This window comes from Leucobacter fengyongliangi (assembly GCF_052386045.1).
The window spans coordinates 1,298,202-1,322,902 of sequence record NZ_CM126356.1 but is presented as its reverse complement, the minus strand read 5'-3'; the positions used below and the strand labels follow the sequence as shown (position 1 = coordinate 1,322,902).

Below are 24,701 nucleotides of genomic sequence, written 5' to 3'. Positions count from 1 at the left end.
GCACCGAGCCAGAAAACTCCGCCTGCAGCGCATACCATGAAAACCCATGTCAAGCCCGGAGTGTTGGTTTTCCAACTACACGTCCGGATTGAATGGGCTACCGTCCCATTATTGCATGCTCGGTGCGGGCTACAGACCAGGCTGCGATTGTTCTCCAGGATCGGGGTCGCGCTGCTGCGCAAGGAAGCGTTCGAGCTCGCTTGCGAGCTGATCGGCAGTCGGCAACGAGCCATCCTCACCCACCAGGGGCGAGCGCGTCGTCTGATCCTCTATGTAAGCGTCGTACCGGGTCTCAAGACCGCGAACCATCTCGCTTGATTCCTCGCTTTCACCGATCTGTGAGTCAACCTGATGATGAAAGCCTTGTGAAGCCTCACGCACAGTGTCCGTGGCGAAGAGAAGCCCGGTGGCGGCCATGAATCCGTCAAGCGCGGTAAGGAGCGCGTCCGGAAACTCGGTGTTCGCAAGGTAGTGAGGAACGAGGAGTGCAAATCCAACGACTTCCTCACCCAGGTTATGCAGTCGATACTCGAGCACATGTGAGGCAGAAGCGGCGAGTTTCGTCGTGGGCCGCCACACTGAGTGCGCTTCAATAATGTCATCTCGCGATCCGCTTACCGTCATGCGGATTGGGCGGGTGTGCGGCACCGGCATCGGAATCGCGTGCGTCCACACTGTCGTCGACACTTCAAACTCGTGAACCAGCATGAGTACCGTGTCGATGAACTGATCCCAGCGGAAATCAGGCTCGAATCCACTCAGAATGAGGAAGGGTGAACCCAGCTCATCGCGGGCGAGACTCAGGGACAGCTCTTCCGGGGAATAATCAACGAAGTGATCCTCCTCAAAAGTAATGAGCGGGCGCCGGGACCTGTAATCGAGCAAAAGGTCGGCGTTGAAGCGCAGTATCTCTTCCGGCTCGTATCGATCCCACAGGAATCCCTCAAGCTGCGTGATGACACCGCCCGCATCGCTCAGACCACGTAGCGCAACGACCAATGGAATACCCTTGGGCACCGCGGCTCGACGTTCTGCGTACTCTGCGGAAAAAATGGAATCAGACACTCCACCATTCTACGAAGGTGCAAGTGTCGGCATCCGGACCATGGTCACGCCCTGAGCGAACCACGCTTCGCCCACCACCCGCTCAAGCACCCCAGCGGTAGTAGGCTTGAGGCGGTACACCGGTCACAACCGGGTGCAGCCATCTTTGTAGCTACGCGAAATTCCGAGGGAGATCCCACTTGGCCGATCAGCAGTTTGACATCGTTGTCTTGGGCGGCGGCAGCGCCGGCTATGCCACGGCAATCCGCGCGACTCAGCTCGGAATGAGCGTCGCAGTCATTGAGAAAGAGAAGCTGGGCGGCACCTGCCTGCATCGCGGTTGCGTCCCCACCAAAGCACTTCTTCACTCCGCCGAGGTCGCCGATGTCGCGCGCGAAGGCGCTGCCTACGGTGTGAACTCCGTGGTTCAGAGCATTGACATTGCGGCTGTGAATGCCTTTCGCACCAAACTGGTGGACGGCAAGTACAAGGGACTCCAGGGGCTACTGAAGGCAAACGGCATCACCGTGATCGCCGGGGAAGGGCGGCTCGTCGCCCCGAACGCCGTGCAGGTCGGTGCCGATCGCATCACGGGCAAGCACATCGTCCTCGCCACAGGTTCCTACTCGCGTTCCCTCCCCGGTCTCGAGATTACGGGCCGCGTCATTGCAAGTGAGCACGCACTCGAACTCACCGAGATTCCGCGCCGGGTGGCCATTCTCGGCGGTGGCGTGATCGGTGTCGAATTTGCCAGCGTGTGGCGGTCGTTCGGTGCCGAGGTCACGATCATCGAGGGCTTGCCCCACCTCGTGCCGAATGAAGAAGAATCCATCTCCAAGCAGCTTGAGCGCGCATTCCGCAAGCGGGGCATCGATTATAAGCTCGGCGTGCGGTTCCAGTCGGTGACGCAGAATTCCAGTGGTGTGACTGTTCACCTGGAGGATGGAACCATCATCGAGGCTGACTATTTGCTCGTTGCTGTGGGACGTGGCCCAATCACCCAAGGCATGGGATACGAAGAAGTTGGCATTGAGATGGACCGAGGATTCGTTCTGACCAACGATCGCCTGGCAACAAATATCCCGGGTATCTATGCAGCGGGAGACATTGTTCCCGGCCTCCAGCTCGCGCATCGCGGATACCAGCAGGGCATCTTTGTCGCGGAGGAAATTGCCGGTTTGAACCCGGTGCTTGTAGAAGATATCAACATCCCCAAGATCACCTACTGTGACCCAGAGATTGCCTCGGTTGGCCTGAGTGAGGCAAGAGCCGTCGAAAAGTTTGGTGCCGACAAGGTCGCTAGTTACGAATACAACCTGGCCGGAAATGCCAAGAGTTCGATTCTCGGTACCGCGGGCACGGTTAAGGCAGTTCGCGTCATCGACGGTCCGGTGGTCGGCGTGCATATGATCGGTGCGCGCGTGGGCGAACTGGTTGGTGAAGCGCAGCTGATTGTGAATTGGGAAGCGTACCCCGAAGATGTTGCACCCTTTGTGCACGGCCATCCCACTCAAAACGAAACGATTGGCGAGACCATGCTGAAGCTCGCCGACAAGCCGTTGCACGCCATCTAGGCGAACCCGCATTCGGCAGACACTAGACGAATAACGATCGGAGAATTCACGATGAGTGAGGTTGTGCTTCCCGCACTGGGTGAGAGCGTCACAGAGGGAACAGTCACGCGTTGGCTAAAGAATGTCGGCGACCGAGTTGAGGTCGATGAGCCCCTTCTCGAGGTCTCGACCGACAAGGTTGATACTGAGGTGCCATCCCCCTTCGCCGGAATTCTTCAGGAGATCCTCGTGCAAGAAGACGAGACTGCGGAGGTCGGAGCAGTTTTGGCGCGCATCGGCGACGGCACCGATGCCGATGCCACCCCAAGTCAGACGGCCTCCCAGCCCGCCCAGCCCGACTCTGCACCTCAAGAACCTGCTGCGACTCCTGCCCCGCAGGACGCAGAGACCCCTGCTGCGGCACCGGTCGACAGCCCTGCTGTGGCAGATGGTCAAGACATCTTGCTGCCGTCACTGGGTGAGAGCATCACCGAAGGAACCGTGACCCGGTGGCTGAAGAGCGTCGGCGACTCGGTCGAGGTGGACGAACCGTTGCTCGAGGTATCGACAGACAAGGTCGATACTGAGGTGCCCTCACCGATTGCGGGGATCCTGCAGGAGATCGTCGTGCAGGAAGATGAGACGGTCGAGGTGGGCGGCGTGCTTGCACGCATTGGTAGCGGATCCGCAGCTCCAGTCTCAGAGCCGGCTGCAGCAACGCCGACTGCGGCCCCGGCAGCACCTCCCGCGCCAGCTGAGGCCCCAGTGGCTGCTCCCGCGCAAGCGGAGGCCCCGGCAGCGGTGCAGGCACCCGCGCCAGTAGCGGCCCCCGTAGTCTCGGAGACAACCCCTCCTGAGGCACCAACTTCCCCGGCAGCTAACTCCGGCTACGTGACTCCGATCGTGCGGAAGCTCGCGTCAGACCATGGTGTCAATCTCGCAAACGTGACCGGCACCGGTGTCGGAGGACGTATTCGCAAAGAGGATGTTCTCGCGGCTGCGAAGCCCCAGGGTGAGCCAGTTGCCGCGCAGGCGAGTGTTGCATCTCCGGTTGCAGAGGTGTCGCCGCTGCGGGGAACTTCACAGAAGATGAGTCGCTTGCGCAAGGTCATCGCAGCACGCGCGGTTGAGTCGATGCAGTCCTCCGCGCAACTCACCACCGTGGTGGAAGTCGATGTCACTCGAGTCGCCACGCTTCGACAGGCACATAAGGACGAGTTCCTGAAGCAGACCGGGACGAAGCTTTCGTTTCTCCCGTTCTTTGCCCTGGCAGCCGCCGAGGCATTGCGCTCCCACCCCGTAATCAACGCAACAGTCGACGGCGAGAACATCGTTTACCCTTCGACGGAAAACCTCAGCATCGCTGTTGAAACCGAACGAGGGCTTCTCACGCCGGTGGTGCGCGAGGCGGGCGAGAAGAACCTTGCGCAACTCTCTCAAGACATAGCCGATCTTGCGGCTCGAACTCGAGACAATAAGTTGACTCCGGATGAGCTCTCGGGCGGCACGTTCACCCTCACGAACACCGGTTCTCGCGGGGCGCTGTTCGATACCCCACTGGTATTCCTCCCGCAGGTGGCCATCCTCGGAACCGGTGCGGTCGTGAAGAAGCCACTCGTGATATCCGGACCGGATGGCGATTCGATCGCGGTTCGCTCCACGGTCTACCTGGCACTTTCGTACGATCACCGCATCGTGGATGGCGCTGATGCCGCTCGCTTCCTCACTCAGATGAAGACCCGACTTGAGGCTGGACAGTTCGAGGCAAACCTCGGGTACTGATCCACCAATACGCCATCTCGAAGGCCGCGTGTACCCACCTGGGTGCCGCGGCCTTCGCGCGAAATCCGGTGTTCGGAGTCGAACGTGGCCGCGCTGGCGTGATGCGGCTGCGAATTGCCATGCCGAGTTCTTCCATTGCGAGCGTCACCGTCCATGTATGTTGCGCTCCTCCAGGATTCAGCTCCAGCACAGCCTGATCTAGTCCCTCCAGCAGGAGACCGGCTGAACCGGCCTCGCCCCAGTCGTGAATCAGCCGCTCCACCACCGACCGTGGAACGCCGAGAGCACGGCAGCTCGGGTCATGCCCCCTTTGGTGATGCCTGCCTGCGCGAAACTCTCGATCGAGCCGGTGCAGCCTTCCCTGCAGACGCACTCGCGTGAGCCCACTGGAATCGATTCTTAGTTCGCCAGGCAGAAGTTCACCGATGCACCATCCTTCGCTTCGGCACCGAATGCCGATGCTCCCGACTTGCTCAAGCACCCATGCGAGTTCGGCGGCGCGCAGCGGCTCTCTTGCTGCGACCGTGCGAGACCGGCGTGTGGGCACGGTGACTCCCCTCCGCTGAACACTGTGAGCCGACCCCACGGTGTCGAACCCAGCCTGCCCCATGCTCGCGGTGCCTCGCACCCGGAAGGAGTAGGCGGTGGATAACTTCCAGGACACCCAGGTGTGAACGGGGTGTTGACGTCAAGAGGATAAGATGAAACCTATGGCAAAAGAGAAGAAGCAGCGCGCGAACAAGGAGCCCGGTCGCATCAAACAAATGGTGCAGATCTACCGGAATACGAAGCAGCATGATCGCAATCTGACGCTGACGCTTCTTGCGAGTTTTCTTCTCCCGATTGTTGTCTCCGTGCTCCTCGCTTGGCTGCTCGGGGGTGGTGTTTTCGGGTGGATTCTGTGGCCCGTCACCGGAATCCTCGTCGGCGTTCTTCTCGTCATGATCGTGTTGGGAAGACGCGCAGAGTCGGTGGCCTACCGACAGCTCGAGGGTCGACCCGGAGCAGTCGGGGCGGTCATCAATGGTGCGCTCCGCAGGTCGTGGCGCGGTTCAGAGGTGCCGATCGCGATGAATCGGAGCCAAGATGCCGTCTACCGGGTGGTTGGACGCGGAGGGGTCGTCCTCATCGCCGAAGGCCCGGCCCAGCGCACTCGTCAACTGGTGGCGAAGGAAGAGACTCAGTTAAAACGGATGCTCCCCGGTGTCCCGATTACCACCCTCCAGGTGGGGCCCGACGAAAACGCCGTGCCGCTGCACAAACTCTCGCGAACACTGATCAAGCTCAAGCCCGTACTTCGCAAGCCAGAGATCACCACAGTATTCAACCGGCTCATGTCGATGAAGTCAGACCCCATCGGAATTCCGAAGGGCATCGACCCGATGCGGATCCGCGGGCAACGTCCGCGCTAGCCCAGCCTGATCGACCGCCAACGCGCTGGCTTCCTCAATCGGATCATACCGACTTGAGGCCGTGGATCAGCCATCACCTACGCGCGGATGAGCACCGTTCCAGCGATCTTGTCGTGGAACCCTCGTTGGTCTGAATCCCAAACCAGCACCGGGATGACAAGCGCGATCAGCAGTGTTCTTACCGCCGGTCGCCACAGACCGATCCACCCACCCGCAAGTGGAACGACGCGGAGACCGAGAATCCGGTGGCCCAGAGAACCACCGAGCGTGGGAATGAAGAGCATATGCATCACCGCGAAGATTCCCAGCGTGGTGAATGTGGCGGCACCACCCTCAGTCGGAAACAGCAGCGTGAGCACGAGGGCGATCGCCCAGTCAATCGCAATCGCCGCGAAGCGGCGTCCAATGCGGGCAACAGACCGTGGCCCCGATTCTGGCAGGCCGAGCCGCTCTCCCGGCCACTCGCTCGGTTCAAGATCTCCAAATCGCTGCGGGTGTGAGGGGTTGGGCATACGTAAATGCTATCTGGGAGCAGCGCCTGTAACCTGCGCGAAACATTCGTCTCACCGATCTGAAACGCTCCTCGCGTAGGGTGGGTGTTGAACGAAGGCGCGAGGAGCGCCCTGAACTGAGGAGCAGTATGTTCACATCCCCGCAGGAAGTACTCGACTTCATCAAAGAGACGGATGTCAAGTTCGTCGACATCCGCTTCACCGATCTACCGGGCGTGCAGCAGCACTTCAACGTTCCGGCGGCCACGGTGGATCTTGACTTCTTTGAGGTCGGCCAGATGTTTGACGGGTCGTCAATTCGCGGTTTCGCTGGGATCGCGGAGAGTGACATGCAGCTTATTCCCGACGTCACCACGGCATATATCGACCAGTTTCGCGCCGAACGCACTCTGGTTCTGATCTTCGATATCTACAACCCCCGAACCGGTGAGATCTACGCGAAGGATCCGCGTCAGGTGGCGAAGAAGGCCGAACGCTTCCTCGAATCAACCGGAATCGCGGACACCGCATTCTTTGCCCCCGAGGCAGAGTTTTATATCTTTGACTCGGTTCGATTCGAGACGAAGCCTGAGAGCACGATGTACGAGATCGACTCGGAAGAGGCGATGTGGAACTCCGCACGGAAGGACGAGGGCGGCAACCTGTCGCACAAGACCGCCGCAAAGGGCGGGTATTTTCCAGTATCTCCGGTCGACAAGCAGGCTGACCTCCGTGACGACATCTCGCTGCGTCTGATCGAGGCTGGACTGCACCTGGAGCGCTCGCATCACGAGGTAGGTGCCCCCGGCCAGGCCGAAATCAACTACCGCTTCAACACGATGGTCTGCGCGGCTGACGACGTCTTGAAGTTCAAGTACATCGTCAAGAACACCGCCGAGCTTTGGGGCAAGACCGCAACCTTCATGCCGAAGCCAGTCTTTGGCGATAACGGCTCCGGCATGCACACACACATGTCACTCTGGAAGGGCGGCGAGCCGCTGTTCTACGATGAGAATGGCTACGCCGGTCTGAGTGATCTGGCTCGCTGGTACATCGGTGGCATCCTCAAGCACGCTCCGGCAGTGCTGGCCTTCACAAACCCCACCATCAACAGCTACCGTCGTCTGGTGAAGGGCTACGAGGCACCGGTCAATCTCGCCTACTCAGCTGGCAATCGCTCTGCCGCGGTGCGCATTCCGCTGACCGGCTCGAACCCCAAAGCAAAGCGCATTGAGTTCCGCGCCCCCGATGCCTCGGGAAATCCATACCTCGCATTTGCCGCGCAACTCATGGCCGGCCTCGATGGGATCCGGAACCGCATTGAGCCGATGGAGCCGATCGACAAGGATCTCTACGAGCTTCCCCCTGAGGAACTGAAGAGCATTCCTCAGGTACCAGGCAGCCTGTCAGAGGCACTCGAGGCGCTCGAGGCGGATCATGACTTCCTCCTCGAAGGGGACGTCTTCACCGAGGAACTGATCGAAACGTGGGTCGCGTTGAAGCGCGAAACGGAGATTGCGCCAATGGCGCTCCGTCCGCACCCTTACGAGTTTGAGCTCTACTACGGGGTCTAGACAGACTGAAAGAGGGCCACCGAGCAGTTGCTCGGTGGCCCTCTTTCTATCTCCGAGCGACAGCGCATCGCTCCAGGTCAAAGAGTTGTTGTCAGGAGTCACATTCCTCGTCCAGGTCAAGGCCATCTTCGGATAGGAGAGCCTCAAGCAGGGATGTGAGCAGGTTCATAGTGCCGAGAGTACGCCCGACAGACAAACTTAGCCAGACCTTTTCGTGATCAGTTCGTGACCAACGCGGAAACGGTTGGGGCTTGAGGTCAGTTTGTGATGACGGGATACATCAATGAATCGTCGGTATATCCAAAAAACTCCCGCTCGAACACGGCCCGGGCTCGTCGAGAAGCTGCCAGCCACCGCTCTTCGAGTTCGCTGGTGTGTCCTCTTGGCATGCCGAGCACGCCAGCTATTCCCTCAAGTTCTGCGCGATCTCGCGGCAACGCATCGTTTGCCTTCCCAGACCACAACTTCGCCGCGGATCGAATCTCGCTCGCGAGCTGCCATGCAGCTTCCAACTGCTCTCTTGCTTCCGAGTCGATCAATTCCGCGTGCCACGCAGCCTGCAACGCGTCAAGCGTTGAAACGGTTTGCAGGTCGGGATGTGTTACTCCAAACTGCAGTTGTAGCAGCTGCACGAGCCATTCCACGTCGCTCAAACCGCCGGGGCCGAGCTTCAAGTGTCTTCGGGGATCGACCCCGCGCGGGAGACGCTCAGCCTCAACTCGGGCCTTCATTCGACGTACTTCACGAACGGCTACATCAGTAAGCCGTTCGGGATATCTAATGCGATCTGCGAGAGCCACAAAGTCAGCTCCGAGCGCCGCATCGCCGCCAATTGCACGTGCACGGAGGAGCGCCTGGGCTTCCCACGTCACCGACCAGCGTCCGTAGTAGGCTTCGTAGGCGTCGAGGCTGCGAACCAGCGGACCATTCTTGCCCTCGGGACGAAGGTCAAAATCAAGATCCACCGAGAATCTTGGATCCGAAACCAATCTTCGCAATTCGGAAACTAGCCGATCAGCACGTTTTCCCGCAGCGTTCGCCTCCGATGCGTGCAGGCCCGACGGTACCCGGTACACAGCAATGAGGTCGAGGTCTGAGGAGAAACCCATCTCACGCCCCCCGAACCTACCCATGCCAATCAGTGCGAGCTCGAGTCTCGGTTCGGACTCGTCATCTGCCGGCTCGGTCGACCGCAGCGCGAGAAGCAAACCGTCAAGAAGTGCGGTGTGCGCAGCGTCAAGGCCCTGCGCAATGTCTTGGTCTGTGTTGACACCGACCAGACGCCCAAGCGCGAGTCGTAGGATCTCGCGTCTGTGAACTGCCCGCAGTGCGGATGCCGCTTGATCGACGCTGTCACGACGAGAAGCAAGCGAACGCATTTCTTCAAGCAGCGTGGCAAGGCCTATTGGCCTCAGGAGTTCGTCGCGCTCAAGCCACGCCACTGCGTCGGGGATCGACTCCAACAGACCCGCGGCGAATCGTGAGCACGACAGCACGTGTGTCAATCGCTCAGCCGCCTCCGAGCCGTCGCGCAGGAGGCGCAAGTACCACGGGCTCTCCCTATTCGCTTCACTAACCCGGCGAAACGCCAAGAGACCAAAATCGGGATCGGTGCCGCCAGCGAGCCACTGCAGTAGGACCGGCATCAGATTCCGTTGGATCCGGGCGTTACGCGATGTTCCCTGGGTGAGCGCGGCCAGGTGTCGCATCGCGCCATCAGGATCCCTGAAGCCAATACTCAACAGTCGCGCACGAGCTTCGCCTGAGCCCAGCACCAGTTCTTCCTCGGGAAGCGCGGCAACCGCGCTGAGGAGCGGCGCATAGAAGATCTTGAGATGAAGTTCACGCACCTCACGTTTCATTCCCTGCCACAGTGTGCGAAGCTCGGTTCCCGTGTGTGCGAGGCGCGAGGCGCGCGCCAGAACGCGAAGCCCATGTTCATCGCGAGGCATGAGCGCAGTGCGACGCAGATCGCGCAGTTGCATTCGGTGTTCGAGGAGCCTGAGCCTGCGATAGTCCGCTGCGAGTCGCTCGCCGTCACCTCTCGCGACATACCCACCAGTCACGAGCGCAGTTAGCGCGGGCAGCGTTCCCGCGGCGTGAATTGTGTCGTCATACTGACCATGCACCAGTTGCAGCAGCTGGACGCTGAATTCAATGTCCCGGAGCCCACCGGGACCAAGCTTCAACTGAAACTCAAGATCTTCCTCGGAAATGTGTTCGGTGACACGCTCGCGCATGCGCTGCACCGAGCCAACGAAGTCCTCCCGCCCGCTGGAGGCCCAAACGAGAGGACGGGTGAGATCCACAAACTCAGTTCCCAGCGCGAGATCGCCAGCAACCGGACGCGCCTTCAACAGCGCCTGAAACTCCCACGCCTTGGCCCAGCGCTCGTAGTATGCCTGCATCGAACCAAGGGTCCGCACCAGCGCCCCCTGCCTTCCCTCTGGGCGCAGGTTGGGGTCGACCTGCCACAGCGGTGGCTCAACCCCCGGATCGTGGATCGCTCGCATGAGTTCGGTTGCGAGGCGAGTGGCGATCCGCAACATTGCCTCGGTATCGAACAGTTCCAGATCGGTCGACAGCGATGGCGAGGCGTCTGCGATAAAGACAACATCGACGTCACTCACGACATTCAGTTCGTTCGCTCCGCACTTTCCCATGGCCACGACGGAGAGCCTGGTAGCTGCCAAACGATCCGCCCCCACCGCCGGTCCCACGGCTCCCGCAGCCAGCGTTCCCCGTGCCACGGCCAAGGCTGCGTCCAGCGCTGCTGCGGCGAGATCGGAAAGCGCGTGAGACACACGTTCAAAGGAGTTCGCGGCTCCCGCCGATCCTGACTCCATGCCCGCCCTGAGGTCGTAGAGCATCACCTCGGCGAGCAGCTCCCGGTATTTGACACGGAGCGCAGCCGCACCCTGTTCAGCGAAATATCGAGCTATTGGCGAGTCACCGCCCGACGCGGAAACCGCCTCGAGCAGCGCAGACCGAGCCTCGTCAGCACCGATCAAGCGTCCACCGGTGCGCAGGATCTGCGTCAGCGATCCTGGCTGGCGCAGGAAAAAATCCCCGAGAGCCGGTGACGCTCCGACGAGCAGAACGAGACGCACCCACAGTTCTTCGTCGAATTCTCCGACCACCTCTGGATGCCGTTCGGCCACAGCGATGAGCCGTGTCAGCGCGGTGTCTGGGTCAGCCGCGTGCGCAAATGCGCTGAGGAGCGACGCGACTGGCTGATCCACCATCTCAGAGAGAAGGGTCAGTGTGCTTCGCGCGCCCGAGAGGTCTTGAAATCCAGCCCGCGCGAAGGCGCCGAGTGCATGCGTTCTCGCTACATTCAGCATCGTCGTCGGAAAGTCGCTGAGTTACACGGTGCCGAGCATCGAGGAAAGCTCGAACGGCGTCACCTGCTGCCGGTAGGCAGCGACCTCCTGGCGCTTTTCGCGGAGCAAATATGAAAAGACCTGTTCGCCGAGCGTTTCGGCTACGAGCTCGCTGCGCTCCATGACCGCGAGGGCATGATCGAGACTTGTCGGGAGCGGATCGAAGCCCATCGCACGGCGCTCGCCGTCGCTCAGGTCCCACATGCTGTGCTCGGCCTCGGGCGGGAGCTCGTACTCCCCCTCGATTCCCTTCAGCCCTGCCGCGAGCATCACGGAAAAGGCGAGATAGGGGTTTGCTGCACTGTCGATACCGCGATACTCGACTCGCGCACTGCCGCCCTTACCTGGCTTGTACATGGGCACGCGGACCAGAGCCGAACGATTCAGGTGGCCCCAGCTCACGTATGACGGCGCCTCATCGCCACCCCAGAGTCGCTTATACGAGTTGATGTACTGGTTCGTCACAGCGGTGAACTCGGGGGCGTGGCGGAGCAGCCCCGCAACGAAGCGGCGGCCCGTCTGTGACAGCTGATACTTGGCACCGGGATCGTAGAACGCGTTGGTGTCTCCCTCAAAGAGAGACATGTGCGTGTGCATACCGGAGCCTGGCTGCCCGACAAGTGGCTTAGGCATGAAGGTCGCGTACACGCCCTGTGCGATGGCGACCTCTTTGACGACCGTGCGGAACGTCATGATGTTGTCTGCGGTAGTCAGCGCATCCGCATATCGGAGATCAATTTCATTCTGACCAGCACCGCCCTCGTGATGGCTGAACTCGACCGAGATGCCGAGATCCTCGAGCATATTCACGCTGTCACGGCGGAAGTCGTGCGCGGTGCCGCCAGGAACGTTGTCGAAGTAGCCGGCACGGTCTACCGGAACCGGGCCCTCAGGACCGTAGTCGGCAGATTTCAGCAGGTAGAACTCGATTTCTGGGTGCGTGTAGAACGTGAATCCCATTTCTGCCGCACGGTTCAGCGTGCGCTTCAGCACATGACGTGGATCGGCGACCGCCGGCTCACCATTTGGGGTGTTGATATCGCAGAACATGCGAGCCGTGGGTTCTGTGCTACTTCGCCACGGAAGAAGTTGGAACGTTGAGGGGTCTGGCACAGCCAGCAGGTCACTTTCAAACGCACGTGTGAGTCCTTCAATAGCACTCCCATCGAAGCCAATGCCCTCGCTGAACGCTCCCTCAACCTCAGCGGGTGCCAACGCCACTGATTTGAGGGTGCCCGCGACGTCGGTGAACCACAGACGCACGAACCTCACGCCGCGCTCTTCGATGGTGCGGAGAACGAAATCACGCTGTTTGCTCACGCCGGTTCCCTTCGGTTCACTGTGAAATCAGACTATCGCCTCAGGGGCACCGCGACTTACTCGTTGAGTTCGTCTTCTTCGCGGATTTTTCGGGCACGCTCGGCAACAATCTCCGGCCCACGCTGGGCCTCTTCGCGAGTACTGAACGGTCCGATGCGATCGATGGAGAGCGATTGCTTTCCCTCTTCAACTTTTCCGGTGCGGGTGTTGTACCAATAGGTCTCGGTTGGGTCGTCGATGCCCCAGTCACGTTTACTCATGGCGGTCCCTACTTCTCTCGGTGGTCGTCGCGGTGGCGCGATCGACCATCTCTAGACTAAGCGTATGCCTTTCGACGCACACGGCCACCTGATTCCCGGTACGCTCACCCCGCCGCGCGAGGTTCCGGCGAGCATTGCCCGACCGCCCTATGTGGGACTCTCGGCTCCCCCGGAGTACACGGGAGACAACACGTATACCGAAGCCGAGATCGACAAGATTCGGGCAGCGGGGCGGATCGCCTCACGAGCCCTCGATGCAGTCGAAGCCGCCATTCGACCCGGCGTCACGACCGACGAACTCGATGCCGTCGCGCACGAGTATGTGGTCAGCCATGGCGCCTACCCGTCAACGCTCGGGTACCGGGGCTACCCCAAGTCGTGCTGCACATCGGTCAACGAGGTCATTTGCCACGGGATCCCAGACAACACCGCACTCCGCGAAGGCGATCTGGTGAACGTCGACATCACGGCCTACCTGGATGGGTTCCACGGTGACCTGAATCGGACGTATCGCGTGGGAGCGGTGTCTGAGGAAGCCGACCTCCTGATTCAGCGCACCTTCGAGGCGCTGCAACGTGGCATCAAGGCCGTCGCGCCGGGCCGCCAAGTGAATGTCATCGGGCGGGTCATCGAGACCTATGCCAAGCGCTTCGGATACGGCGTGGTGCGGGACTTCACCGGGCACGGGGTCGGCGCGGCCTTTCACACCGGTCTCATCATTCCGCACTATGACTCTGCGCCACGATTCGATGATGTCATTGTTCCGGGCATGGTATTCACGATTGAGCCCATGCTCACCTTGGGAACGCACGAATGGGATCTGTGGGCTGATGATTGGACGGTTACCACCCGCGACAAGAGCCTGACGGCCCAGTTCGAACACACACTGGTGGTGCGGGAGAACGGTGTGGAGATACTCACCCTCTCCGAGTAGCGCGCGGAGCTCGGGGTGAAGGCCATTTCTGGCCTTCACGCGACGCGACGGCGAGCCCGTCTCGGGCTCGCACCGGAACGCGAATGTGGAATGGGCCGGATCATACGCCGGGTTCTGTCCCGCTTTCGCGGTGACGGTCATCTCTCTCGGGGCATTGTTGCCAATACCCTCTAGCGGCCTACCCGAAGACTCGGCGGGGAGCGTCAACGTCTTCTGTCTGGCCTTGCTCCGAACGAGGTTTACCTGGCCGCCCGTGTTACCACGAACGCCGGTGGTCTCTTACACCACCCTTTCACCCTTACCTGGCTCAAGGAGCCCGGCGGTCTACTCTCTGTTGCACTTTCTCGCGGGTTACCCCGGGTGGGCGTTACCCACCATTCTCCCCTGTGGAGCCCGGACGTTCCTCGGCGCAGTTACCCGCGACGCGACCGCCTCACCGACCCATTCCGGCGTTCAGTCTACCGCTGCACCCTCACGTCTTACCGTGGATCGTCTGCATCGACACGAATCAGGATCGCGCCACTTCCCGGACAGAACACCAGTTCATCAGGCGCTGCAGACCGAATCTCTTGGAGCTCAGCTGGAGCCAGCGCCATATTACTACCCTCCGAGACGTTGCCCCGGAGCCTCGCGGCCCCGACACCGCCTCGTTGACGGAGGTTCTCATACAGGTCGAGGAGATCGCGCTGCAGCTCCGCAGCGATCCCGGCACGCTCTTCAGTTGCCGCTACGATCTCGGCATCAATGGCTCGCTCGGCCTCCAGGAGGTTCGCGGTGAGCTCGGCCCGGCGTTCGTCGACCCGCGCGAGCAACTCAGACGCGGCGTCATACCGTGCCTGTGTTTCCTCGCTGGCCTGCATGAGATCCAGTTCGCGTTCTTCAAGAACGCCCTGACGCTTCTCTAGCGTGTCAATCTCTCCCTGCAGTGACTGTGCTTCCTTCGAAGAGGTGCTCGCCGACAGCAGGTCGGCATCTCGACGCCGACGTTGACGCACGGTCTCCACGTCGTTTTCCAGTCGCGAAATGTCGGCATTCTGCGCGTCGAGTTCACGCTGAACGGCCATGAATTCAGTCTTGGCTTCAGAGAGTTCGCCCTGAAGCGCAGCAAGTTCTTGCCGTTCGGGAAGCTGTGTGCGTTTGCGACGCAGACGCGCCACCAGGTTGTCGTGGTCTTGCAGGTCGAGCAGCAGTGATTGCTGGCGGGGGCTGGCCTTCATGCTCTTACCTTACTGCGAAGGTCCACGGGTCGGTACAGCGGGTACTCGCCCGGAATTCAACCCCGGGAAGCTGCGTCTCGAGTCGCTGCGCGGCAACGTCGAGCCACAGCGATTCACTCGCCCAGTGCGCCACGTCTATGAGTGCCGGCCCACCCGCTACGCTCGACTGCTCGAGGGACTCCTGTGCGGGGTGATGCCGCAGATCGCTGGTCACATAGACATCGGCACTGCGCACGAGCGGATGATCCAGCAGGCTATCCCCCGCACCCCCGCACAGTGCGACACGTGAGATCGGACGCTCCGGATCTCCAGACACGCGCACGCCGCTCACGGTCTGCGGGAGCACGCTGGCGATACGTGCAGCGAACTCTTGAAGTGGAAGTGGCTCGGGGAGCCGACCCACCCGGCCAATGCCCGAGTTCGGATCGACCCCAGGCTCAAGGGGCTCGGCATCAATCACTCCAAGCTGCCGAGCTAGCACATCGGAAACCCCGCCCTCGGGTGCGTCGGCGTTCGTGTGCGCTGCGAGCAGCGCACAATTACCTCGAATCAGCGAAGACAGAAGTGCACCCTTTGCGTTGTCTTCAGCCACCGTATGCACACCTCGAAGGAGCAGCGGATGGTGGGTCAGGAGGACGTCGGCATCCCAATCCAGGGCCTCGTTGACGGTGGATCGCACGGCGTCTACCGCGAGCAACACACGGCGCAGCGGGAGGTCATCTCGCCCAGTCACCAAGCCAACTCGGTCCCAATCCTGCGCCTCGGCAGCCGGCCACAGCAATTCCACAGCGTTCCGCAGGTCTACGAGTGTGTGTGAGCTCCTCATATCAGCACTGTAACCGTCCACGCTCGCCCGTGCTCGAGGCTCGCGAACCACACACAACATGGGATACTTAACGGGAGAGCCAACATGGCAGCGGCGGACAGGCCGCAGTACCTGAGTCGGAAGGAACCCACCGTTCACATGAACCATCGCGCTGACGCTCATCTCGAGGCGTGGAAAGCCAAACAGGAGCTCGCAGAGCGCATGATTCCGCTGATTGGTCAGCTCTATCGTGACCGAGATGTGGTGATGTCGGTGCACGGTCGCTCGCTTGTTGGGCGTTCGGCGATTGACATCATTCGCGCCCACACCTTTGCCCGAAAGATTGACGCTGTCGAGTTGCCGCTCACCGACACGTCGGCGATCGTCGCGGCACTCTCGAAGATTCAGCCGGGTCCGGTATCTGTGGACCTCGCGGGACTGGCGAGTGGGTACCGTGCGGCAGGCGGCGATCTCGAGACCTTCCTGCGTCAGCAACTCGCCCCCGCGATTGACGCTCAACCCACCTCGGGTACCGACGTGGTGTTGTACGGCTTCGGGCGCATTGGGCGTTTGCTTGCTCGGATCATTATTGACCATTCCGGCAGCGGTCGCGGCCTAAATCTGCGCGCGATCGTTGTGCGCAAGGGTTCTGAGAACGACCTTCAGAAGCGCGCGAACCTCCTCCGTCGAGACTCGGTGCACGGGCCCTTCAACGGCACGATCAAGGTGCTCGAAGATGAGAGCGCGATTCTGGCGAACGGCGTTCGCATCCAGGTCATCTACTCTGACGATCCTTCCACTGTCGACTACGCACAGTACGGTATCGAAAATGCGATCCTGGTCGACAACACGGGCAGGTGGCGCGACGCTCAGGGCCTCGGTGTTCACCTCACGAACGCGGGAATTTCTCGAGTGCTGCTCACCGCGCCCGGCAAGGGCGAATTGAAGAACATTGTCTACGGGGTCAACAACGGCGAGATTACCGACGCTGACACGATCGTCTCGGCCGCGTCTTGCACCACAAACGCGATCACGCCAGTACTCAAGGTCGTGAACGACGAATTCGGTGTCGCACACGGACACGTTGAGACAGTTCATTCCTACACCAATGATCAGAACCTCATCGATAACTTCCATAAGGGAGACCGTCGAGGCCGATCAGCAGCACTCAACATGGTGCTCACCGAGACCGGCGCGGCAAAGGCCGTGGCAAAGGCCCTCCCTGAGTTCGAAGGCAAGCTGACCGGCAACGCGATTCGCGTACCCACGCCGGATGTCTCGATGGCGGTGCTCAACCTGCAGCTCGAACGGGAGACTACCCGTGACGAGTTGAACGCGCTGCTCGAGCAGGTCTCACTCACCGGGGCCCTGCGTACCCAGATTGATTATGTGGAATCGCCCGAAATTGTCTCAACCGACTTTGTGGGTTCGAATCGTGCGGGCATCGTCGATGGACTCGCGACTATCGTCACCGGCAAGAGCGCGGTACTCTACGTCTGGTACGACAATGAGTATGGGTACAGTTGCCAGGTAGTACGCATCATCGAGCAGCTTGCGGGAAGCCATCCGGCACACCTGCCCGCACTCGAGGCTTAGCCACTTGGTGGGCCGGGGCAGCGGCCCACCAAGTGAACATCCGAATCACAGAAGGGCCATCTCATGGCAGAGAAGTACATCATCGGAGTTGACGGTTCTGAGCAGAGCCGCGCGGCGCTTGACTGGGGCCTCGCCCGCGCCACACAGGCTGGGGCTTCTGTGGAGCTTCTGTATGTCGCCGACGATTCGTTTTTGTCGGAGAGCGTCGCCTTCCTGTCTGAAGCCCAGCAGGCATCAGAGCAGATGCTTGAGGCGGAGCGTCAATACGCGCTGGCATCTGGCTTTACCGGGACAGTCACTGGAACAGCGGTTGTGGGTCACCCCATCGCCGAGGTCGAGGAAGCATCCAAGCGCGCTGACCTGGTGATCCTCGGGGCGCACGCCGGAAGCAAGCTCTCGGGCTCGTTCTTCGGCACCCGCGCGGTGAAGATTGCGGCTGTTGCGCATTGTCCCGTTGCGGTAGTCCCGTTCGAGACCGAGGGCGATCCGGCACCTGGTGTCGTGGTGGGCGTTGACGGATCCGAGGCATCTCAAAAAGCCATTGCCTTCGCCGCGGAGCAGGCATCGATGCGCCACGTGCCGCTCATTGCGGTCTATGCGTGGATGCCACCGTTGACCCCTGGACTCGAATACCTGTGGAGTGAAGAACTCGTCGAGTCGCAGCGCAGCGCAGCGGAGGAAGCAATTGCTATCGGCACGGCGGGGCTTGCTGCACGCTACCCGGACCTCAAGATCGACCGCCGGATTGTCCAAGCACCCCCGGTTGCGGCGCTGTTGCAGGCCGCCGAGAATGCCGACATGATCGTCGTGGGCAGCCGCGGCCGCGGCGGTATTTCTCGGCTACTGCTCGGTTCAGTCAGCCACGGTGTGCTGCAGGCGCTCCCCCGCACAACGGTCGTCACGCGCGCGTAGCCTCCGCGTCGCATGACCCTGCCCGACCTACCTGTGCGCTGGTCGCGACCACGGAACCAGCTCGCCTCGCTCTCGATCGTGCTGGGGCTCGCGTCAGTCGCGCTTGTCTTCTGGCGGTGGATCCCAATCATCGGCCTGGTATTCAGTGTTGCAGCGATCATCGTGGCCATTCCCGCGGTGGTCACAGGTCACATCGCACTCCAACGTGCCCATGACCTGAGCGGCGAGGGCCGTGCGCTTGCGTTAACTGGTCTCGTGTCTGGCTACTTCACCATGGCCTTTGCGATCGTCATGCCGGTAGTGTCGGCTGTTCTCTTCGTCATGGGAGCCGCGGGATTTGCGCAAGACAACCTCCCATATTGGCTCAGCTATTTCGAGAGACTCTGGAGCGAAGTGACCGACTCAGCAAGAACAAGCGGGAACACCGAATGGGGCATTTAGGCTGTTCATCGGATTGCCTCATCCTTTAGTCTGATCACATGGTTTTTGAGGATCGACCCCCCGTGCAACGCGCGGTGGATCCTCGACCGGCACGGACGCGCGCCGCTATCATTTCGGCCATCGATCGACTCGGCTCAAGGGACGCTGAGGTCACCGTCGCCGCGATTGTTGCGGAGGCTCAGGTGAGCCGCAGCAGCTTCTACTCACAGTTTCGTGACCTTGACGATGTCGCCGTCCAACTCATGGATCGGCTCTTTCGAGAGATCAGGCGGCTGGATGCCGAGCTGCGCAGCACGCAACAGACACGCAAAGCGACCGAGGCGGGTCTCGAAATGTTTCTGTCGGAGTGCCAGCGACGGAGAGGTCTCTATGCGGCGGTGCTCGGCGGGAATGTTTCGAGCGAAGCGCGACAGGTGATTCACACGATTGTCGCCCACAGTGTGGGCGCGACCGCCTCGCATTCTGCTCCGGATTCGATCGACCCGCGGATCGCATCCACGTTTGTCGCCGCAGGCCTGCTTGCGGTGGTCACCGAGTGGCTCATCGCAGAGAACCCGGTCAGTACATCACGGGTGAGAGCTCAACTCATCGCAGTTCTCCCGGCGTGGGTGACAGGCTCACAAACGGACGCTGGCAGCCTCTAAGTTGAGCCGCTCCATGCTGCAGGGATGAGGGTCCACATTAGTTCCGCACCGTCTTCGTGCGCGCGCCAGTTGTGGGGCTCACGGCCTGAGAACGTGAGTGTGTCACCGCGGTCAAGTCGGACGGAGTGCGACGCAAATTCCACGGTCACGGCTCCTCGGGTCACGTGTAACACCTCGAGGTCACTACTGACCGTGTAAAGCTCCCCACCGCCGTTGGCACCGGCATCTGCGACGGTGTGGATCACCTGCACGCGAGACTCGTTTCGGCCCGTTACCAAGCGCTCGACAATTCCCTCTCCACCCATGTTGATGTGTGGGGCAGATTCCAGATGCACGAGCTGCAACTCTGGCTCTGAAAACAGACTTCCGACCGGCAACGACAGTACCTGACAGACCTGTACCAGGGTCGCGATGCTTGGCGAAGTCGCATCATTTTCAACACGACTGATAAAGCCGCGTGACAATCCGGATGCCTGTGCCAGCTGTTCGAGCGTCATGCGCTGTGCAATACGTGCCGAGCGGATCTTCGCGCCAATGCGTACCTCGGCCCCGTTGGCGCTCGCGTGAACCGATCGCATCTCGTCCCTCACCCTCCGTTGCAGGTACACCTATTCTGCCGGACTCTGGTCTCACTTCTGACCGCCAGCTTGCACCTGTGCTCGCCGTAGTGTTTACTAGTAAGCAACAAAAGTTGCATGGTAATGATAGGAGACGCTCAATGAGCCAAGAGCCCGTCGGACCGGTGGACGCGAGTCAAACCCCTCGCTACGCAGGGTTCGCGACCTTCGCGAAGCTCCCCCGCATCGAAGACGTGGAGGCGGCAGACATTGCGGTGGTCGGTATCCCGTTTGATACCGGCGTGAGTTTCCGACCCGGTGCCCGGTTCGGTCCGACGCACGTGCGCGAAGCATCGCGACTTCTCCGACCCTACAACCCAGCACAGGACGCATCTCCGTTCTCACTCGTGCAGGTCGTCGATGCGGGAGACATCGCTGCGAATCCGTTTAACATCGAGGAGGCGGTCTCGCAGATCGAACAGGCGGCTCTCGACCTCGGCTCCCGGGTCGAGCGCATCGTTACCATCGGCGGTGACCACACCATTGCCTTGCCCCTTCTGCGGGCGGCTCACGCAAAGCACGGCCCCGTTGCAGTGTTGCACTTTGACGCACACCTCGACACCTGGGACACCTACTTCGGTGCCCCAATGACGCACGGCACCCCGTTTCGTCGCGCGTCAGAGGAGGGCATCATCGACCTGCAGTCGAGCATGCATGTGGGCATCCGCGGGCCGCTCTACAGCACGCAAGATCTTGAGGATGACGCGCGCCTAGGCTTCGCCGTAATCACGACAGAATACATCGAGGAGCACGGCATCGAGGCGGCGATCGCGCGAATCCGCGAGCGCATCGGCACGAAGCCGCTCTACATTTCAATCGACATCGACGTGCTCGATCCCGCTCACGCGCCGGGTACTGGCACCCCCGAGGCTGGGGGTATGACAAGTCGTGAACTGCTTCGCGCGATCCGCGGACTCGCAGACCTCAAAATCGTAGGCGCTGATGTCGTCGAGGTTTCCCCGGCCTACGATCACGCCCAAATCACCGCGGTCGCGGCGAGCCACACCGCATACGAGCTCGTCACCGCGATGGCCCGAGGGCTGCACGGCGAAACATCTAGCCACTGATCCACGTAGCAACGCACCTTCACACGAAATGTGATTCTCACACACACCGATTCAATGGAGAACCAGTGACCAAACCCAGAGAACTGACTCGGACCCCGAGCGAGGCGGAGACCCTGCGGGCGGCGGCCGACATCGTCGCGGCCTTCCGCACGAACAACACTGTCGGATATTTTGCTGGCTTCGCTCATGACGCAAGCTTCGTCTTTCACCCCGAGCCACGTCGCTTGAACTCCCGCTCCGAATATGAGCAGCTCTGGGAAACCTGGACTGCCGCGGGTTGGAGTGTCGTGGAGTGTCGAAGTTCAGATCAACTCGCGCAGGTGTTCCCCGGAGGAGCCGTCTTTTCGCACACGGTGCAGACCACAACCGGGACCGACGGAGATCGTGAAAGCTACACGGAGCGCGAAACCATTGTGTTCCGCGTTGAGGGCGATCGGCTCCTCGCCGTGCACGAGCATCTCTCCCTTCCCAGCACCCCCGCGTCCTAGCGACGCACCGATTCCGCCCACTGTGACAAAGGAGCCTCAGCGATGAGCGACACCACCCGAAAGAACATCTACCGCCGGCTCGAGTCTCACCTCGAGTCCAACAATGAAGACGCGGGCCCGGCACGCGGAACCCTCGGTACCGGCCGAATCGGAATGATTTGGCTGGCGGCGAACCTCGTCGTGACAACCCTCCTCACCGGCACGCTATTCATTCCCGGGGTCAGCTTTCTCACCGCTTTAGGCATGATCGTGCTGGGAACGGTCATCGGTGCGATCGTGCTCACCCTGATTGGAAACATCGGTACCCACACGGGGCTTCCCACAATGGCCGCGACTCGCGGCGCTTTCGGACTGCGCGGCAGCCTTCTGCCGGTCTTCGCGAACGTGATCATACTCATGGGCTGGAGCTGGGTGCAGGCAATGCTTGCGGGCATCACGGTGAACTATTTGGTTGAGTCATTGACCGGTTTCTCGAGCCCCATCCTCTTTGCGGTGCTGTGCCAAACGCTCGTGGTGGCGCTCGCTATCTTCGGTCACGAGGGCATCGCCAAGGTCGAACCGTGGATGGCCATCTTGATTCTGGCAATCATGGCGTACGTCTTTTTTGTCGCGTTCACCACCTTTAGCCCCGCCGAGTATGCGTCGATCCCCGTCGATGAGTCGTATGGCCTCACCACTATCACCGTGCTCGACATCGTGATCGCTACCGCAATCTCGTGGACGGTACTCTCAGCCGACTTCAACCGTTTGGCGAAGAGCAGCAAGGCCGGAATTCTCGGTTCGGGCCTCGGCTACGTAGCTTCAACGGTGCTCGCAATGACACTGGGGCTCACTGCATTGAGCTTTGTGATCCTCTCGGGTGGCGAGGCCATCGCTTTTGACCCGACGGTGATTGTCGCGAGCTTCGGAGCACCACTCGCGATCGTAATCTTCCTGTCGGTGATGGCGACCAACACAATGGTGGTCTATGGCATGGTGACATCTGTCATTAATGCGAGACCGCAGCTGAGGCTCAAGTTCTTGCCCACAGCCCTCATTCTGGGAGCTATCTCAATAGTCGGTGCAACGTGGTTTGGTCTGCTCAACCAGTTCACCGATTTCCTCGTGGTCATCGGAGCGTTCTTCGTACCGGTGTTTGCGATCATGATCGCCGATTACTACCTCATCAAACGTCGCGCCTACATGAATGACATTCTGCGCGACACCGGAGGTTCGTATTGGTACCGGGGCGGCGTGAACTGGAGCGCCGTCGTCTCCTGGATCATTGGCGCGTTGGCCTCATACCTCCTGACCTACGTGTGGGTCAGCCCCGTTGGTGCCACGATTCCCGCATTCATCGTGACCTTCGTGCTCTACGCGCTTCTCAGCTTGCCGACGCGCAGTCGCTTTGCCGGCCACTCCAGAGAGCACCTTGGAGAGACCGTGACCATTGATGTGGTGAAGCACCGGTGAACAAGCCATTGCACCCATTTGAGGAGTCGACTTGATGATTGATCTCAGCCATGTGATCGAGACCGGAATGACGGTGTATCCCGGGGATCCCAATGTCACCGTCACATCGGCGCTTACGCTCGAACGCGATGGCGTCGCGGTTTCTGTGATTCGGTGCGGTTCGCACACCGGGACCCACCTTGATGCACCGGCACATACGATAGCCGGCGGCCGCACCATGGATACGGTGACTCTCGAGGAACTCGTGGGCACCGCTCTAGTCATAGATGCGGCTGGGGATGGCGGGCTTTCCGACTATGAGCCGCTGTCGGCGGAACGACTGCAACTCAGTCGTTGGCACTCGGTCCCTGCAATCGTGTTGATCCACACCGGATGGGACCAACATTTCGGCACCGATCGCTACCTTCGACACCCGTTCCTGACACGTGACGCAGCGGTGACTCTTGTTGAGCGTGGGATGCGAGTGCTGGGAGTCGACACGTTGAACCCTGACCGCACACCGACGTCGATGGAGGACGCTGACTTTGCGGCGCACGAGAGTGTGCTGGGATCCGACGGACTGATCGTCGAAAATCTGCGCGGGCTTGCAGAACTTGGAGAAACGCCACGCGTCGGTTTCTTCCCGATGCGCCTGGGTGGCGCTGATGGGGCACCGGTTCGCGCCATCGCCTTCAACTAGGCATGGCTCCGTTCGTTCAGGCGGCTCATCTCGTGGATTTCGACTAGGTGATGGTATTCCGTCGCGACAGCTGTGCTGCTGTTCTTTGTGCCGAAACAGGCCTTTCAGGATCGTCCGTTTGATACGAATTCGCTGGCGCCGGACGCACCCGCGATACCGTAGGGGTCTGCGCACGTATGCGCTCCGGAGAGTCGAACAGGAGAAGTCCATGTCAATTGTGGTGATCAACGCAATCACGGTGCCCGAGGGAGCCGGCCCAGAGCTTGAGTCGCGATTCGCGGCACGCAAGGGAGCGGTCGATGGTTCCCCAGGTTTCGAGGGGTTCCAGCTGCTGCGCCCCGTAGCTGGTGAGAGCCGCTACTTCGTTATGACCACGTGGGCCACTCGCGCAGATTTCGAAGCATGGCGTGATGGAGGCGCGAAAGCGGCTCATGCACCGAGTGCGTCCTCGCATGGCGCCGGTGGAGAGCAGCAGAAGCCGGTTGCGTCCGGAGCTGAGCTGCTTGAGTTTGAGGTCGTTGATCTCGGGGCCTAGCACAGGTAACGATCCGGGCCCCATCCTCCCGATCTAGACTTCACGATAGGTCTTGCCCCGCACAATATTGCTCACGGTCTGCTGGGTTACTGCGAATTCTGATGCAAGCTCACTCTGGGTTGCACCCCGAGTGTGCCTGTCGCGGATCTCGCGAGCCTGGCTGGCCGTGAGTGATCTGCTCGAGCTGGCCTGCGCGCCCCGGGTCCGTCCGCGTCTCACCGAATCGATTGCCCACACCGAGATGCCGAACGCCTCAGCGAGTTCTGCCCGGCTCTCCCCCGCACTGCTCCTGCGAAGAATCTCCGCCACTTGATCTTCGGTCAGATTCGCGGCCATGGTGACTCCTCTGTTTCCGCTCCGGTTCGGGCACAACACGCGCTCCCACACTTCAGACGAACAGACCCGAAGCACCGCCCATCATGAAACGAATCTAATAACTTAGGGTTTCTGATAAATCGACAAACATAAGCCAGCATGAAGTCTTGGTTCACATTT

The 24,701-nt window shown here is 60.8% G+C and carries 23 protein-coding genes and 1 other RNA gene; 14 read left to right on the top strand and 10 right to left on the bottom strand.

The genetic code is table 11. The features are described from left to right. Positions 1-129 precede the first annotated feature (129 nt). Positions 130-1,065: a PAC2 family protein gene (locus ACTNFK_RS06185; RefSeq protein WP_435935875.1), complete on the bottom strand. Its 936-nt coding sequence runs from the start codon at positions 1,063-1,065 to the stop codon at positions 130-132. A gap of 179 nt (positions 1,066-1,244) precedes the next feature. Between ACTNFK_RS06185 and lpdA the strand changes: the two genes are divergently transcribed. The 3 genes from lpdA to ACTNFK_RS06170 all read left to right on the top strand — a co-directional run bounded on the left by lpdA (position 1,245) and on the right by ACTNFK_RS06170 (position 5,791). Beyond that, positions 1,245-2,618, top strand: a complete 1,374-nt coding sequence (lpdA, locus tag ACTNFK_RS06180) for a dihydrolipoyl dehydrogenase (RefSeq protein WP_435935876.1) — start codon at positions 1,245-1,247, stop codon at positions 2,616-2,618. Between the two features lie 51 nt (positions 2,619-2,669). Further along, positions 2,670-4,379: a 2-oxoglutarate dehydrogenase, E2 component, dihydrolipoamide succinyltransferase gene (gene sucB / locus ACTNFK_RS06175; protein WP_435935877.1), complete on the top strand. Its 1,710-nt coding sequence runs from the start codon at positions 2,670-2,672 to the stop codon at positions 4,377-4,379. Positions 4,380-5,089: 710 nt separating this feature from the next. Then, positions 5,090-5,791 carry a DUF4191 domain-containing protein gene (locus tag ACTNFK_RS06170; RefSeq protein WP_435935878.1) on the top strand — a complete coding sequence of 234 codons (702 nt, stop codon included), beginning with the start codon at positions 5,090-5,092 and terminating at the stop codon, positions 5,789-5,791. 77 nt (positions 5,792-5,868) lie between these two features. Here the strand turns inward: ACTNFK_RS06170 and ACTNFK_RS06165 are convergent, their stop codons facing one another. Beyond that, complete coding sequence (locus ACTNFK_RS06165; protein WP_435935879.1) at positions 5,869-6,303, bottom strand: RDD family protein; 435 nt, start codon at positions 6,301-6,303, stop codon at positions 5,869-5,871. A gap of 128 nt (positions 6,304-6,431) precedes the next feature. Between ACTNFK_RS06165 and glnA the strand changes: the two genes are divergently transcribed. Beyond that, positions 6,432-7,856 carry a type I glutamate--ammonia ligase gene (gene glnA / locus ACTNFK_RS06160; RefSeq protein ID WP_435935880.1) on the top strand — a complete coding sequence of 475 codons (1,425 nt, stop codon included), beginning with the start codon at positions 6,432-6,434 and terminating at the stop codon, positions 7,854-7,856. 257 nt (positions 7,857-8,113) lie between these two features. Here the strand turns inward: glnA and ACTNFK_RS06155 are convergent, their stop codons facing one another. From ACTNFK_RS06155 to ACTNFK_RS06145, 3 genes are read right to left on the bottom strand one after another with little or no spacing between them, the layout of a single operon-like run. Then, positions 8,114-11,200: a bifunctional [glutamine synthetase] adenylyltransferase/[glutamine synthetase]-adenylyl-L-tyrosine phosphorylase gene (locus ACTNFK_RS06155; protein ID WP_435935881.1), complete on the bottom strand. Its 3,087-nt coding sequence runs from the start codon at positions 11,198-11,200 to the stop codon at positions 8,114-8,116. Positions 11,201-11,221: 21 nt separating this feature from the next. After that, positions 11,222-12,559, bottom strand: coding sequence for a glutamine synthetase family protein (locus ACTNFK_RS06150; protein WP_435935882.1), 1,338 nt, complete (start codon positions 12,557-12,559; stop codon positions 11,222-11,224). A gap of 56 nt (positions 12,560-12,615) precedes the next feature. Continuing rightward, on the bottom strand, positions 12,616-12,819 hold the full coding sequence (locus tag ACTNFK_RS06145) for a methionine aminopeptidase (RefSeq protein ID WP_435935883.1): 204 nt from the start codon (positions 12,817-12,819) through the stop codon (positions 12,616-12,618). Between the two features lie 64 nt (positions 12,820-12,883). On the opposite strand from ACTNFK_RS06145, the gene map reads away from it, so the two are divergent. Beyond that, a complete protein-coding gene (gene map, locus ACTNFK_RS06140) occupies positions 12,884-13,753 on the top strand; it encodes a type I methionyl aminopeptidase (RefSeq protein ID WP_435935884.1) in 870 nt (289 codons plus the stop codon). Positions 13,754-13,840: 87 nt separating this feature from the next. On the opposite strand, the gene rnpB is transcribed toward map, so the two are convergent. The 3 genes from rnpB to ACTNFK_RS06125 all read right to left on the bottom strand — a co-directional run bounded on the left by rnpB (position 13,841) and on the right by ACTNFK_RS06125 (position 15,796). Further along, an RNA gene (gene rnpB / locus ACTNFK_RS06135) (RNase P RNA component class A) lies at positions 13,841-14,197 on the bottom strand. A gap of 35 nt (positions 14,198-14,232) precedes the next feature. Beyond that, a complete protein-coding gene (locus ACTNFK_RS06130) occupies positions 14,233-14,970 on the bottom strand; it encodes a zinc ribbon domain-containing protein (protein ID WP_435935885.1) in 738 nt (245 codons plus the stop codon). A gap of 4 nt (positions 14,971-14,974) precedes the next feature. Next, positions 14,975-15,796, bottom strand: a complete 822-nt coding sequence (locus ACTNFK_RS06125; RefSeq protein WP_433647078.1) for a Nif3-like dinuclear metal center hexameric protein — start codon at positions 15,794-15,796, stop codon at positions 14,975-14,977. Between the two features lie 138 nt (positions 15,797-15,934). On the opposite strand from ACTNFK_RS06125, the gene ACTNFK_RS06120 reads away from it, so the two are divergent. From ACTNFK_RS06120 to ACTNFK_RS06105, 4 genes are all read left to right on the top strand, one after another. Further along, on the top strand, positions 15,935-17,371 hold the full coding sequence (locus ACTNFK_RS06120; protein WP_433647077.1) for a glyceraldehyde-3-phosphate dehydrogenase: 1,437 nt from the start codon (positions 15,935-15,937) through the stop codon (positions 17,369-17,371). Between the two features lie 63 nt (positions 17,372-17,434). Then, the gene (locus ACTNFK_RS06115) at positions 17,435-18,283 is read left to right on the top strand and encodes a universal stress protein (protein ID WP_435935886.1); all 849 of its coding nucleotides are present in this window, start codon (positions 17,435-17,437) and stop codon (positions 18,281-18,283) included. A 12-nt stretch (positions 18,284-18,295) separates the two neighbouring features. Then, on the top strand, positions 18,296-18,724 hold the full coding sequence (locus ACTNFK_RS06110; RefSeq protein WP_435935887.1) for a DUF4190 domain-containing protein: 429 nt from the start codon (positions 18,296-18,298) through the stop codon (positions 18,722-18,724). 38 nt (positions 18,725-18,762) lie between these two features. Next, entirely contained in the window at positions 18,763-19,368 is a 606-nt protein-coding gene (locus tag ACTNFK_RS06105; RefSeq protein WP_435935888.1) for a TetR/AcrR family transcriptional regulator, read from the top strand. Here ACTNFK_RS06105 and ACTNFK_RS06100 read toward each other — a convergent pair. Then, positions 19,365-19,946, bottom strand: a complete 582-nt coding sequence (locus ACTNFK_RS06100; RefSeq protein ID WP_435935889.1) for a helix-turn-helix domain-containing protein — start codon at positions 19,944-19,946, stop codon at positions 19,365-19,367. The two genes, ACTNFK_RS06105 and ACTNFK_RS06100, sit on opposite strands and share 4 nt — an antisense overlap. A gap of 140 nt (positions 19,947-20,086) precedes the next feature. On the opposite strand from ACTNFK_RS06100, the gene speB reads away from it, so the two are divergent. The 5 genes from speB (at position 20,087) to ACTNFK_RS06075 (ending at position 24,206) form a co-directional block, all read left to right on the top strand. Then, entirely contained in the window at positions 20,087-21,052 is a 966-nt protein-coding gene (gene speB / locus ACTNFK_RS06095) for an agmatinase (protein WP_435935891.1), read from the top strand. A gap of 65 nt (positions 21,053-21,117) precedes the next feature. Continuing rightward, a complete protein-coding gene (locus ACTNFK_RS06090) occupies positions 21,118-21,540 on the top strand; it encodes a YybH family protein (protein WP_435935892.1) in 423 nt (140 codons plus the stop codon). Positions 21,541-21,582: 42 nt separating this feature from the next. Further along, complete coding sequence (locus ACTNFK_RS06085) at positions 21,583-22,992, top strand: purine-cytosine permease family protein (RefSeq protein ID WP_435935893.1); 1,410 nt, start codon at positions 21,583-21,585, stop codon at positions 22,990-22,992. 34 nt (positions 22,993-23,026) lie between these two features. Beyond that, positions 23,027-23,671: a cyclase family protein gene (locus ACTNFK_RS06080; protein WP_435935894.1), complete on the top strand. Its 645-nt coding sequence runs from the start codon at positions 23,027-23,029 to the stop codon at positions 23,669-23,671. 208 nt (positions 23,672-23,879) lie between these two features. Continuing rightward, positions 23,880-24,206, top strand: coding sequence for an antibiotic biosynthesis monooxygenase family protein (locus tag ACTNFK_RS06075; RefSeq protein WP_435935895.1), 327 nt, complete (start codon positions 23,880-23,882; stop codon positions 24,204-24,206). A gap of 33 nt (positions 24,207-24,239) precedes the next feature. Here ACTNFK_RS06075 and ACTNFK_RS06070 read toward each other — a convergent pair whose 3' ends face one another. Beyond that, positions 24,240-24,542, bottom strand: coding sequence for a hypothetical protein (locus ACTNFK_RS06070; protein WP_435935896.1), 303 nt, complete (start codon positions 24,540-24,542; stop codon positions 24,240-24,242). Positions 24,543-24,701: the final 159 nt, after the last annotated feature.

Coding starts and splice junctions, on each gene's coding strand:
- speB (WP_435935891.1), top strand. CDS start 20,087: ATGAGCCAAGAGCCCGTCGGACCGGTGGACGCGAGTCAAACCCCTCGC.
- sucB (WP_435935877.1), top strand. CDS start 2,670: ATGAGTGAGGTTGTGCTTCCCGCACTGGGTGAGAGCGTCACAGAGGGA.
- ACTNFK_RS06100 (WP_435935889.1), bottom strand. CDS start 19,946: ATGCGATCGGTTCACGCGAGCGCCAACGGGGCCGAGGTACGCATTGGC.
- map (WP_435935884.1), top strand. CDS start 12,884: ATGCCTTTCGACGCACACGGCCACCTGATTCCCGGTACGCTCACCCCG.
- ACTNFK_RS06080 (WP_435935894.1), top strand. CDS start 23,027: ATGATTGATCTCAGCCATGTGATCGAGACCGGAATGACGGTGTATCCC.
- ACTNFK_RS06145 (WP_435935883.1), bottom strand. CDS start 12,819: ATGAGTAAACGTGACTGGGGCATCGACGACCCAACCGAGACCTATTGG.
- ACTNFK_RS06075 (WP_435935895.1), top strand. CDS start 23,880: ATGTCAATTGTGGTGATCAACGCAATCACGGTGCCCGAGGGAGCCGGC.
- ACTNFK_RS06070 (WP_435935896.1), bottom strand. CDS start 24,542: ATGGCCGCGAATCTGACCGAAGATCAAGTGGCGGAGATTCTTCGCAGG.
- glnA (WP_435935880.1), top strand. CDS start 6,432: ATGTTCACATCCCCGCAGGAAGTACTCGACTTCATCAAAGAGACGGAT.
- ACTNFK_RS06115 (WP_435935886.1), top strand. CDS start 17,435: ATGGCAGAGAAGTACATCATCGGAGTTGACGGTTCTGAGCAGAGCCGC.
- ACTNFK_RS06125 (WP_433647078.1), bottom strand. CDS start 15,796: ATGAGGAGCTCACACACACTCGTAGACCTGCGGAACGCTGTGGAATTG.
- ACTNFK_RS06170 (WP_435935878.1), top strand. CDS start 5,090: ATGGCAAAAGAGAAGAAGCAGCGCGCGAACAAGGAGCCCGGTCGCATC.
- ACTNFK_RS06165 (WP_435935879.1), bottom strand. CDS start 6,303: ATGCCCAACCCCTCACACCCGCAGCGATTTGGAGATCTTGAACCGAGC.
- ACTNFK_RS06155 (WP_435935881.1), bottom strand. CDS start 11,200: ATGCTGAATGTAGCGAGAACGCATGCACTCGGCGCCTTCGCGCGGGCT.
- ACTNFK_RS06120 (WP_433647077.1), top strand. CDS start 15,935: ATGAACCATCGCGCTGACGCTCATCTCGAGGCGTGGAAAGCCAAACAG.
- ACTNFK_RS06105 (WP_435935888.1), top strand. CDS start 18,763: ATGGTTTTTGAGGATCGACCCCCCGTGCAACGCGCGGTGGATCCTCGA.
- ACTNFK_RS06085 (WP_435935893.1), top strand. CDS start 21,583: ATGAGCGACACCACCCGAAAGAACATCTACCGCCGGCTCGAGTCTCAC.
- ACTNFK_RS06130 (WP_435935885.1), bottom strand. CDS start 14,970: ATGAAGGCCAGCCCCCGCCAGCAATCACTGCTGCTCGACCTGCAAGAC.
- ACTNFK_RS06110 (WP_435935887.1), top strand. CDS start 18,296: ATGACCCTGCCCGACCTACCTGTGCGCTGGTCGCGACCACGGAACCAG.